Origin of the sequence: Thermoplasma sp. (assembly GCF_023256435.1) — an archaeon.
Lineage (GTDB): Archaea > Thermoplasmatota > Thermoplasmata > Thermoplasmatales > Thermoplasmataceae > Thermoplasma.
Genome location: NZ_JAGDXM010000035.1, coordinates 1 through 11905, shown reverse-complemented (window position 1 = coordinate 11905; position 11905 = coordinate 1). Strand labels below are relative to the sequence as shown.

At 46.4% G+C, this 11905-nt stretch carries 11 protein-coding genes and 1 tRNA gene; 7 read left to right on the top strand and 5 right to left on the bottom strand.

Going from position 1 to position 11905, the window contains the following annotated elements:
• Window positions 1-68, bottom strand: a 68-nt coding sequence (locus Q0C15_RS08015; RefSeq protein ID WP_367181982.1) for a helix-turn-helix domain-containing protein, incomplete at its 3' end; no start/stop codon positions are given.
• Window positions 69-550: 482 nt separating this feature from the next.
• Here Q0C15_RS08015 and Q0C15_RS04560 point away from each other — a divergent pair.
• Genes Q0C15_RS04560 through tgtA form a run of 3 tightly spaced genes read left to right on the top strand, consistent with a single transcriptional unit; the run spans window position 551 to window position 4681 of the window.
• Window positions 551-1000, top strand: a complete 450-nt coding sequence (locus Q0C15_RS04560; protein WP_201796961.1) for a DUF6015 family protein — start codon at window positions 551-553, stop codon at window positions 998-1000.
• 9 nt (window positions 1001-1009) lie between these two features.
• The gene (locus tag Q0C15_RS04555) at window positions 1010-2779 is read left to right on the top strand and encodes a ribosome biogenesis/translation initiation ATPase RLI (RefSeq protein ID WP_297216799.1); all 1770 of its coding nucleotides are present in this window, start codon (window positions 1010-1012) and stop codon (window positions 2777-2779) included.
• A gap of 3 nt (window positions 2780-2782) precedes the next feature.
• On the top strand, window positions 2783-4681 hold the full coding sequence (gene tgtA, locus Q0C15_RS04550; RefSeq protein WP_297216796.1) for a tRNA guanosine(15) transglycosylase TgtA: 1899 nt from the start codon (window positions 2783-2785) through the stop codon (window positions 4679-4681).
• Here the strand turns inward: tgtA and Q0C15_RS04545 are convergent.
• The gene (locus Q0C15_RS04545) at window positions 4666-5523 is read right to left on the bottom strand and encodes a DMT family transporter (RefSeq protein ID WP_297216793.1); all 858 of its coding nucleotides are present in this window, start codon (window positions 5521-5523) and stop codon (window positions 4666-4668) included. The genes tgtA and Q0C15_RS04545 overlap by 16 nt on opposite strands.
• 3 nt (window positions 5524-5526) lie before the next feature.
• Window positions 5527-6654 carry a geranylgeranyl reductase family protein gene (locus tag Q0C15_RS04540; RefSeq protein ID WP_297216790.1) on the bottom strand — a complete coding sequence of 376 codons (1128 nt, stop codon included), beginning with the start codon at window positions 6652-6654 and terminating at the stop codon, window positions 5527-5529.
• A 188-nt stretch (window positions 6655-6842) separates the two neighbouring features.
• Here Q0C15_RS04540 and Q0C15_RS04535 point away from each other — a divergent pair, with 188 nt between their 5' ends.
• Window positions 6843-6995 carry a hypothetical protein gene (locus tag Q0C15_RS04535; protein ID WP_173338154.1) on the top strand — a complete coding sequence of 51 codons (153 nt, stop codon included), beginning with the start codon at window positions 6843-6845 and terminating at the stop codon, window positions 6993-6995.
• 22 nt (window positions 6996-7017) lie between these two features.
• On the opposite strand, the gene Q0C15_RS04530 is transcribed toward Q0C15_RS04535, so the two are convergent.
• Entirely contained in the window at window positions 7018-7485 is a 468-nt protein-coding gene (locus Q0C15_RS04530; protein ID WP_297216787.1) for a PadR family transcriptional regulator, read from the bottom strand.
• Between the two features lie 189 nt (window positions 7486-7674).
• On the opposite strand from Q0C15_RS04530, the gene glnA reads away from it, so the two are divergent.
• Window positions 7675-9012, top strand: a complete 1338-nt coding sequence (gene glnA, locus Q0C15_RS04525) for a type I glutamate--ammonia ligase (protein WP_297216784.1) — start codon at window positions 7675-7677, stop codon at window positions 9010-9012.
• A gap of 300 nt (window positions 9013-9312) precedes the next feature.
• Window positions 9313-10269 carry a replication factor C small subunit gene (locus Q0C15_RS04520; protein ID WP_297216782.1) on the top strand — a complete coding sequence of 319 codons (957 nt, stop codon included), beginning with the start codon at window positions 9313-9315 and terminating at the stop codon, window positions 10267-10269.
• A gap of 1 nt (window position 10270) precedes the next feature.
• Here the strand turns inward: Q0C15_RS04520 and Q0C15_RS04515 are convergent, their stop codons facing one another.
• The gene (locus tag Q0C15_RS04515) at window positions 10271-11797 is read right to left on the bottom strand and encodes a DEAD/DEAH box helicase family protein (protein WP_297216778.1); all 1527 of its coding nucleotides are present in this window, start codon (window positions 11795-11797) and stop codon (window positions 10271-10273) included.
• 34 nt (window positions 11798-11831) lie between these two features.
• On the opposite strand from Q0C15_RS04515, the gene Q0C15_RS04510 reads away from it, so the two are divergent.
• A tRNA-Ala gene (locus tag Q0C15_RS04510) sits at window positions 11832-11903 on the top strand.
• The last annotated feature ends 2 nt before the right edge of the window (window positions 11904-11905 follow it).

Below are 11905 nucleotides of genomic sequence, written 5' to 3'. Positions count from 1 at the left end.
AAGTGCTTCTCCAGTAATACTTTCTGTTTTACATTTGGATACAGCTTCACTTTGGTGGCTGTTATCATTATCTATAGGTACGGTAAATTGAGTATAAATATTTCCGTTGGAGGAAGTCCGTGTATCTCATCGCTAAAGCTGTTGAGATTTACAGCTTCCTTCAAATCCCTAACTTCTCTTTTAAACATTCTGTCCCATTATTTCTAAATTTTCATTGTGATCCATTTTCGTAGCATGATTGGTATTGATAGTGATATTCTGATCATCGAGTAGCGACCGCTGAATACGTCTTGGTGAGGCTTCAAGAATTGCATGGCCGCTATGCTGTGAGTTTGAAAACCCTTATTCAGGAATTTAATAATATTGCATTTGGATTTTCCTGAACAGCATACCACCCATAGGAAATACTGCAGATATCCATCATCGAACTTGATATATCAATAAATTTTTTTCTTTTAACTTTTAATGAATATCCTTATATACGATATTTGGTTGATTTATATGTATAACTCGATAAGCTTAACTATATATTTGCAATCATTAATTTCCTATGGAAGCTTCAGAAGAGGTTGCTATGATCAATAAGAGCGATGACGGTAAGTCCGGGATTAGGTATTACACCACTCTTGAAGAATTATCAAAGGCTATAAATGCCGGTCTTAGCCTTCAGGATCGGCGGATGAGTGAGGAGGAAGCAATGGAGGCTGCTGAACATATAATAAACTTTTTTGGATATAATGACCGTGTTATTGATAACATGCTTGAACCAGAGGATAGGGATTCTTTTTACACCATGGAGGATATAGGTATACTGCAGACGGAAAGGGAAGAGACGACTCTCTTTGATGGTAGGGAGTGGCGTATACATTACTGGATTTTGAACATAAACAAGATCATAGAACTCGCCAACATGAAGGTAGATTTTAGAAAAAAGAAGACGGATGAGGAATACAGAATATACGACGAGATCCCCGATGACTACTGGAAGGTCGTTCAATAGGGATGCCCGATGCATGTAGCCGTCCTTGATCGAGACAAATGCCATCCAAAAAAATGCCATCACGAATGCCAGTATTACTGCCCGCCTGTCCGCAATCATGTGATGGCCATTGATTTTCCCGATCCTGATGGCCAGCCGCTGATATCTGAAACTTTATGCATAGGGTGCGGGATCTGCATAAGACGATGCCCTTTCGGTGCAATAAAGATAGTTACGCTCCCGGACGAGCTCAACAAGGAAGTTCTTCACCGATATGGTGTCAACGGTTTCAGAATATACTCCATTCCTACCATAACGCCAGGCAGGGTCTCGGCCATACTTGGCCAGAATGGCTTGGGAAAGACCACTACTCTCAACATACTATCCGGGATCACGGTGCCGAACCTAGGATCATACGACAGCCCGCCATCAAAGGAGGCTGTCATAAACAGATTTGCCAGAACAGAGATGGGCGCCTATTTCAGGGGCCTGTATGAACAGAACAAGAAGGCAGTGCTGAAGAACCAGTATGTTGATTATATTCCGAAAGTGGTGAAGGGCACAATAGGAGAGATCCTGAAGAAAAATGACGAAACTGGCAGATACAGCGATATAGTGACCCAGCTGAATCTGGAAAATTCAGTCAACAAGAGTGTGACAGAATGTTCTGGGGGTGAGCTGCAGAGGCTCGCCATAGGTACAGTCCTTGAGAAAGATGCAGACATCTACCTGTTTGATGAGATGACCTCCTATCTAGATATAAATGAGAGGTTGAATGCATCGAGGATTGTGCAGGAACTTGCCAGGAAAAAGACTGTAATAGTGGTGGAACACGATCTGGCCATACTCGACTGGCTGGCTGATTCCGTGAACATAGTGTACGGAGATCCTGGCGTTTACGGTATCTTCTCAGAGCCGCTCTCCACAAACAGGGCAATAAATGCATACCTATCTGGTTTCCTCAGGGAAGAAAACGTACGCATAAGGAGCTATCCAATAGAGTTTGAGGAGAAGACGTCGAGGCGTGATAAATTCACACAGGATCTCATTTCTTGGACGGATCTCAAAAAAACGCTTGGAGACTTCACGCTAGATGTTTCTGCCGGAAAGATACACAAGAGCGAGATCGTGGGTATTCTTGGAAAAAACGCGCTGGGAAAGAGCACATTCATAATGATGCTCGCTGGCGTAATGACGCCGGATTCAGGAACCATATCCCAGAACCTGAGGATATCATACAAACCGCAGTACATATCCACATCATTTGACGGATCCGTCTCCGATCTGATAAGAACGTCGCTTGGAGAGAGGTCAGATGATTCCTTCGTCAAGAATGAAATATTCCACCCGCTGAGCATAGAGGATCTGATGGAGAATCCCGTCAGCGGGCTGTCAGGTGGAGAGCTTCAGAGGCTGTCTATAGCGCTTACCCTTGCAAGGGATGCCGATATATATCTGATAGACGAGCCATCCGCTCATCTGGATTCTTCCTTCAGGATGGTTGTCGCCAAAGTGATAAGGAGGGTGATGGAGAACACAAAGAAGACCGCAATGGTCGTTGATCACGATATATATTTGATAGATCTCATATCGGATAGCCTGATCGTCTTCTCTGGCGTACCCGGATCACATGGGCAGTCGGAAGGGCCTATGGACATGCGCGATGGCATGAACAGATTTCTCAAGATCGTGGGCGTTACCTTCAGGAGGGATCAGAGCACCAGAAGGCCTAGGATAAACAAGGAGAACAGCAGCCTTGACAGGATGCAGAAGGAGCAGAACAACTACTACTATTCGTGAGCTATGGAGATAAAGGAAAGGGACGGCCTTGCAAGGATAGCAAAATTCGAGACACCGCATGGTACCATCGAGACACCCACGGTGCTGCCGGTCATAAACCCAAATATAATGGATATAACGCCGGAGGAGATGAAACCGCTGGGCCTGCAGGGCATAATAACGAACAGCTACATAATACTCAGGACGCCGCAGCTCAGGGAACGGGCCCTCAAGGATGGGCTTCACTCTCTGATCGGATATGACGGGCCAATAATGACTGATTCCGGTACATTCCAGAGCTACGTTTACGGTTCCATAGAGTTCAACAACAGGGAGGTTGTGGAGTTCCAGAAGAAGATAGGAAGCGACATATCCACCATACTGGATGTCTTTACCACGCCCGGAACGCCAAGATCTGAGGTTGAAAAGGCTGTAATAGAGACGTACAACCGCATGCTTGAGGTAAACGATGAGGACGGCATCATTGCAGGGCCTGTGCAGGGCGGAGTCTATCCCGATCTCAGGAGGAGATCCGCTGAGCTGATGAACTCCACAAGGGCAACGTACCACCCCATAGGCGGTGTTGTACCGCTTCTGGAAACCTACGATTATTCCACACTTATCGATATAATAATAAATTCAAAGATCAACCTGAGCTTCAACAAGCCAGTGCATCTCTTTGGCGGCGGCCATCCCATGTTCTTTGCCTTCGCAGTATACCTTGGCGTCGATCTGTTTGATTCTGCCTCCTATGTGAAGTACGCTAAGGATGACCGACTCATATATCCAGACGGTACGAGGGATCTTGCCCGCATCACTGAACTGCCCCAGTGGAGTCCGCTTTACGACAGATACACCCTGAAGGAGCTGAGGGATCTTGAAAAGGAAAAACGCAGCATAGAGATAGCCAGACATAATCTCAAGGCCATATTCATGGAGATCGCGGAGATAAAGGAAAGGATATACGAAGAGGGCCTTGCACAGTATGTGGCACAGAAGGCTAGATCGCATCCAAGCCTCCTGAAGGCCTACTGGAAGATGATGTCCTATTCAAATATATTGGAGAAATACGAGGATCTCTCAAAGAAAACCGCCTATTTCTTCTATGATTCTTTTTCGACGAAGAACCCCTATGTTTCAAGGATAAGCAAATTCACTGAACAGTACCTGTCGTCCAGCAGGAAAGACACATATGTTTTCACGGGCAAGGCCTGGAATCCAGGCTATACAAATACAGATTTCGTCAGGAACGTGTACCAGAAGATCGACTGCAATGCCCTCATATCATGGTCTGGCACCTTTGTTCCTGCTGAGCTTGAAAATACATATCCGGTGGAACAGACAGTAAGCTCTGGCTTCGAACCTGATCCTGATTTTTCTGTTGTGAAGGATATAATCTCTCCATTCAGGGTTGATGTGTACAAGGGAGAAAAGTTCGAAGGCGATCAGATCAGGAACTTCAATCTGAACAAGATAAGGGTCATAGCAGATTATCAGTTCGGTTTTGGTACGGGAAAGATGATCTTCAGGGATGACGTGAAGATAAACGTATCGAAGACCGGCAGGATAAGGGGCATACTCTCAAGGGACGGCAGGCTGATAGCTACGCTGAGAAACGACGGCTTCTTCACGCTGACCTATTACGGTGGATATCTGCTTCATTCTTCGCTCAAGCCGCCCAGTCTCAGGGTGGTGGTGTCAAATGAGAGCGCAGAGTACAATGCCAAGGGATACAGCGTATTCTTCAAATTCATAAAGGACGCAGACGAAACCATAATAGCAAAGAACGACGTCCTTGTGGTGGATGAGGACGGAAACCTTGCCGCAGTGGGAAAGGCGATGGTGTCAGGCAGGGAGCTCAGGGAGTACGGAGAGGGCATAGCCGTGAGGGTGCATGAGGGCAGGGATCAATCTGAGAAATAGGATATGACACCGATCGAGGCTATCATTATGCATATTCCAAGGACTTCAACAGGCCCAACGGGCTCATTGAAGAGGAATATGGAGGTTATATCTGCGAATATGGGCTCTCCTATGAGTATAACGCCCACCTTGGTCACGTTCATTTTGGACAGAGCCGATACATATACGTAGGTGGCGAGGAAAGTGGCGAATATGGCTGTGAAGACCACAACGAAAAGCGCGTAATAGGAAAAGACGAGCGGATACATATCCGTGCGCATGAATGCCAGCGAAAGTACCGCCACCACGACTATCTGCAGGAATGAGAATGTGAGCGGATCCACATCTGAAGCGTATTTTGAGACGTAGACAAGCTGCATAGCATAAAATATGGCGGCGATGAAAGTGAGTATGTCACCCGCCTCTATTGCCAGATTGTGCAGCCCACTGTAGGACATCAGTACAAGGCCGATGAATGCAAAGACTGACGAGTATATTTCAATGCGCATGACAGGTTTTCTCAGGTAGAGGTATGATATCAGAGGCACAAATACCACGTATATGCCAGTTATTGTACCGGATAGAGCTGGTTCCGTGTACATGAGCCCTACAGTCTGGAGATAATACGCTATGAACAGGAAGACGCCTGCTATCACGCCGTATCTTATCGTATCTCTGTTAGATTCCTTCAACTTCCTGTAAACAAACGGCAGAAATATGAGGGATGCAACGACAAAGCGTATGGCGAGGAAGGAGACAGGCGAAAGGTATACGAAGACGTCCTTGATCATGGGGAACGTTACGCCCCAGATGAAAGTCACGAATATGAGCAGAGCCAGATAAATTATCTCTTTACGTTCCATGGTCTACTTCCACATGGAATACAGTATTCCGGGATTCCTGATGAGTACTTTAATTATTACAGTGGAAGGGTAATCTATATCGCCGCTTCTGTTTATGACGTCTATTATCTTCTCGCTCGATATCATGTTGTATATCCTGTTAAAGGATCTATCGCTGATCCTTGAGTATATACTCTGCACGATAGCATCCTTCTTCAGCTCCTTCCCTATGGTCGATCTTATCTCCCTGTCATATTTCTTGAGGATCTTTTCCGGTCTGTCGGCTTCCAGAGCCTCTGATATATATTTCGAGGCAACATCAGACGAGAATATTCCAGTGTATATTCCGCCACCGGATAGAGGTTTGACGATTCCTCCTGCGTCTCCCACAAGAACGGTTCTGCGGGTGTTCAGGAATTCCGCCATCCTTATGGGTATACCGGCCCCGGTTATTCCGAGAACCCTGTTTTCTCCAAATCTGACCGACAGATTATCCATATACCGGCGGGCGGAGGATCTGTAGCTTCCCGTTCCGACCCTGATGATATCGCCGCCAGGCACGGCCCATCCAAAAAATCCATGCGTGTATTTCGATCCAAGATAAACGTTGACCGAATCTTCGTCTTCGATCCTGGAGGCCATATCATACTGGAGCGTAGAAACGACATGCTTCTGCCTCAAGCCGTAGACATCGCGCCTTACGATGCTGTTGATGCCGTCCGCACCCACAACGATCCTGGCATCTTCCTCCTTTAGGTTTCCGTTTTCTCTGAATCTTACGGTAACATGATCCTCATATTCCTTTACTGAGATCGCACGCGCATTGATCCTTATATTTGAACCCGACCCTATGGCCATGGCTGCGACATCCTTGTCAAAGGAGTCCCTGAACAGCACTACGGTACGATCTTCCTTCTCTATATGCAGACTTTTTCCGTTGGGGAAGAAAATGTTTGCACCCCTGACTGTTCCGGCTATGCTCTTTGTTCTAACATACTGAAGGACGCGCTGTGAGACAAGCCCGGTGCATTCCACAGGCTTCCCGACCTCCCTATGCTCTTCAAGAATATCGACGCTGAAGCCTGCCTTTGCCAGCCTATGCGCCGCAAAGGAACCTGAGGGGCCAGCTCCTATGACGATTACGTCCTTCACGCTTTCTCATTTCTGCCTTCCTAATAAGTTTTATACATGGAACTGAGACTTCACACCAGCACGCTTCGACTGCTATGAGAAGTTACAGATCCGTGCTTTGAAGTTACGAAAATAATAAAATTAATACATAAAAAAGAGATAACACCATAGCTCATGGTATCTGGAACGATACCCGCGGGTGTTGTATTATGGGACTCAGCAAAAGGGATCTCAACAGAAAGAAGAAGAGCCTTGAAATGAAACTCCAGGAACTTGAAGAGAAGGCAAAGAAGAATCCGATGAACAAACAGCTACAGGAAGAAATAGCGGATCTGAAGAAAAAAATAGAAAAGGCTGGATAGATAAAGCTAAATTTATTTTATCTTACCAGCCCAGGATCGACTCTATGTCGTTCTTCAATTTTTTAAGCTTTTCCATATACGCTGACGAAGATCGTATCTGTTCACGGTTGTCTTTGAGATAATTGATATAATCGCTGGCGCGATCTATGGCGTCGCCAATGCTGGATGTCTCCAGATCCCTGCCGTAGAAAGGGCCTGCTCCGAGCATTCCAAGCATCTCCCTGCCCTTTTCCTGCAGCGAATAGTACTTCTTGTTGTCCCTCTCGGTGCTCCTTATGTATCCCTCGTCTTCCATGTCCCTCAGCAGTGGATATACTGCGCCTGGAGACGGCCTCCACCTGCCCATGGTAAGATTCTCCATCGTTGACATTATATCTGCTCCAGTCTTCTCTCCATCAGCCAGTATTCTCAGTATCCAGTATCGGATGCCCACGAAACCCCTTGAATGGTATACATGGTGGCCCCATGGCCCTCTCATTCCTCCAAACATGCTCTCTCACCTCATATCGATATTCAGATATCGATAATCAGATATTCTATTCAGATATTTAAACATTGCTAAAATGATGCTGGCTGGACGATTATCCGCATCTGCCGTATATTCAGAATCTGGATACGGCCTTACGTATTGTCAATTCTCCGATCTAAAAATATAAATCATGCATCTTCATAGGATGCTATGCCAGAGGATCTTGTTTCTAAAACGCTTAAAAGGATAGAGGAGGACCATGTGGAGTTTCTGCAGATGCAGTTCACGGACATAGTGGGAAATGTTAAAAGCCTCACAGTTCCAAAGAACAGGTTCGAGAACGCCCTGACTGAGGGTGTTGTGTTTGACGGAAGCTCCGTTGCAGGATACGCACAGATCGAAGAGAGCGATATGCGTGCACTGCCAAACCTTGAGAGCTACACGCTTCTTCCAGATGAGTTCGGAAAGAACAAGATAGCTAGATTTGTATGCAGCGTCTATTCGCCAGATGGAACGAGGTTTCCAGGAGACCCAAGGTATGTCCTTGAGCGCATCATAGATCAGGTTCATAAGGAAGGCAACGAGTTCTTCGTAGGCCCTGAGTTTGAGTTCTTCCTGTTCAAAAGGGACGCCAGCGGAAATCCAACAACAGAGCCAAGCGACTATGGCGGATACTTCGACAACACGCCGCTTGATTCTGCCAGCGATATAAGGCAGCAGATAATGAAGGAACTCTATGACCTCGGTTACCAGCCAGAGGCTGCACACCACGAGGTTGCCTACGGCCAGCAGGAAGTGGATCTCAGATATGCGCCGGCACTTAAGATGGCAGACAGGATAGTCATGCTAAAGAGCATCATAAAGAACATAGCTGAGAGGAACGGCCTCTACGCCTCATTCATGCCGAAGCCGATAAATGGCGTTAACGGTTCCGGCATGCACATTCACCAGAGCATAATGAGCGTTGATGAAAAGGTGAACAGGTTCTACGATAAAAATGCGAAGTACGGGCTTAGCGAATATGCTATGCATTATCTAGGTGGCATTCTCAAGTACGTGAACGAGGCTTCTGCGATTCTTGCGTCCACGGTCAACTCGTACAAGAGGCTCATACCAGGCTACGAAGCGCCCGTTTACATATCATGGGCAAACAAGAACAGATCGGCGCTGGTTAGGATTCCAGCTGGCGAAGGTGTCAGAAAGAGGATGGAATTGAGATGCCCTGATCCGGCTGGAAACCCATACCTGCAGTTTGCAGTCGTTTTAGGAATGGGACTTGAAGGAATAAAACAGAAAATAGAGCCTCCTGAGCCCGTTGAAAAGGACATATTCCATATGACGCCGGAGGAAAGGATATCGGAAGGAATCATGTCCATGCCTGAGAGCCTAGGTGAAGCGCTACACCATCTCAGAGGAAGCAAGCTTATGAGATCAGTCCTAGGAGACCATGTGTACGAGAACTTCATAACTGTAAAACAGAGAGAATGGGATCAGTTCAGATCTTACGTTGGCGAATGGGAGATAAAGAGGTATCTGCCAACACTCTAATCTTTTCATTTTATTTCCACATTTTCGGCAGAATTTTTTGATCTGCAGATTTCACTTTCATGATACGATTTAATTAAGATGTTGGAAATTCTGCTGAGTGTGATATTCCTATTGTGCAGGCACAATTTTTTAAAAACTGGAAAAATTGATAAAGATATATAACATAAGCTTTTCACTTGTCTGAAAGTGACATAGATAATGCCGTTTCAGGCGGGTAACTTCACCTGGCAGGCATAAGACGTTCCTATAGTAGACTATGCCCTGTCTGGTATGAGAGAAGAATGAAACCCGGGTTGCATCATGATCGAGATATGGACTGAAAAATACAGGCCAAAGAGCCTTTCGGAGATATATGGTGAGGACGAGAACATACAGAAGTTGAAATCGTTTGTGGAGAGGAAGGAGATACCACACCTTCTCTTCGCAGGTTCTGTCGGTACCGGTAAGACGTCCACAGCCATTGCTCTGGCCATAGAACTCTTCGGAGATTCATGGAAGGAGAACATGGTTGAGATGAACGCCTCCAATGAGAACGGCATCGATGTCATAAGGAACAAGATAAAGGATATCGCCAGAATAAAACCGTCAAATCCGCTGGGATTCAAGATATTGTTTCTGGATGAAGCGGATCAGCTGACGGCAGAGGCCCAGGCCGCACTCAGGAGAACCATGGAGATATATTCGGAGACCACAAGGTTCATATTTTCCTGCAACTATTCTTCGAAGATAATACCGCCAATACAATCAAGAACCGTAGTTATGAGGTTCAGGCCTGTTCCTGACGAGTACATAAGCAAGAAGCTGCAGGAGATCGCAGAGAATGAAGGCTTCAAGATAGACGATGAGAGCATGCGCGCGCTTGTCGAAGTATCGGCCGGCGATATGAGAAAGGCCATAAACGTTCTACAAGCCGTGTACACCTCCGGAGAGATATCTCCAAAGAAGATATATGAGATAATAGGCTACGCAAGCCCAGAAAAGGTCCAGATGATGGTATCCAGAGCCATCAACGGTCTCTTCGACGAAGCGAGGGACATCGTGGACGGCATGCTTATATACGATGGCCTCTCCGGAATCGACATAGTAAGGAGTCTGCACTCATATGTGAGGAGCAGCATGATCTCACCGAAGCAGAAGATAGAGATCATAAAGGCACTGGCGGATGCGGAGTTCAGGATCGTTGAGGGATCAAACGACAGGATACAGCTGGACGCACTGATAGCCAGGATAGCTGAGATCGGAAACACGACAGATTAGGTCAAAAATCAAAAAGTCTTGTCTGTGCATCCTGTTTTTCCTGCTTTTTATTCTCTTCGCTGTCCTGCTTCATATCCTCGATCACCTGCGACATTCTGGAAACCTTTCTGATGCTGCTATAATAGTATGCCATATCCCTGGAATTTTCAAAAACAAGAATATACACCTGACCGTTCCTGCTCCTTCCGGTTCTGCCCTTTCTCTGGATGTACCTGATCTCGGATGGCACAGCTTCGTAGAATATGACAAAGTCAGTGTCCGGTATATCTAAGCCCTCTTCAGCTATGCTTGTCGCTATCAGGACATTGTAGACATTGTTCTTGAAGTCATCTATTATCTTCCTCTGCTGGTCCTGAGACAGGCCCTGGTCAGCGCCACGATCTGCCTGCCCTATGAATCTGACCGGCTTCAGATCCGGTGCGTTCCTATGCAGGTATTCCATTAGGATATCTGAGGTTATCCTGTAGTGGGTGAAGACTATGGCCCTAGCGTTGCCGTGTAAATGCGCGGAGAGTATGCTAACAACCCTCTGCATCTTGGGATTTATGTATTCTGCCGCATAAGAGGTCATCTTCCTCTCAAGATCACCGAATTCCTCCAGCCCGGAAAGGATGGACATGGCCCTCCTGATGCTTGAGTCCTCGCTCCTCTTCATCTCGTCCAAGTAGTGCATGGCAACGTCCAGCCCCTGTGTTTCGATGTACTCTCTCAGATAGTCAAGCCTTATAGCTGCAGTCAGCCTGCGCACAAGCTGGAAGAGGCTCCTGTCCTCCTTTGCGGAGTCGATAACCTTCTGCATTGCTGCAACAAGATCCTTTCTTGATCGCCCGACCCTGAAGCCGTTGTCCTTTAAGGGCTCAAGAAGCTTCGTCATTATGGAGTCTATTACGGACAGTATTTCTCGTGTGCTCTCTGGCTCCGGTATCCTTACGAGCTTAACATCGATGGTTTTCACATACTTACGAACGTCTTCATCATATTCGGTTTTCGCAATTACCTTGGCTATTCCGAGGTTCGTTATGATCTCATCGATCTTCTCCCTGTCCCCTCCAGGGCTTGCGGTCAGGCCTATTATGAGTTTTTTCTTGTATTTCAGGTACTCCTGTGCTATATCAACGTATGCATAGTTACCAACCGCGCGATGGGCCTCGTCAAATATGAGAAGATCAAACTTTGTGATATCGAGTATGCCGGATCGCATATCGTTGAATACAACCTGGGGAGTAGAAACGAATACACGCCTTGTGACCCATATTACGTCCCTCTCTTCTGCGTCGATCTCTCCTGTGAATACGCCTATCTCATTCTCACTTATTCCAGTCGATTCTGCAATGGTCTTTGCATGCTGCAGAACCAGCGGTTTAGTCGGTGCCATCATCAAGCTCTTTTTCTTCTCGTTATAGAATTTCTCTATAAGCATTGCCGCTATAACTGTCTTACCTAGTCCAGTGGGCATAACTATCAGTGTATTCTGGTCTATTGAATTTTTAAATACGTTTAACTGATATTCCCTGGGCTGAATAATCACATATGATTATGCTTCAACTATATAAATATTAGATGGGCCGGTAGATCAGCGGTAGATCGCCTGCTTCGCAAGCAGGAGGCCTCGGGTTCAAATCCCGACCGGTCCATT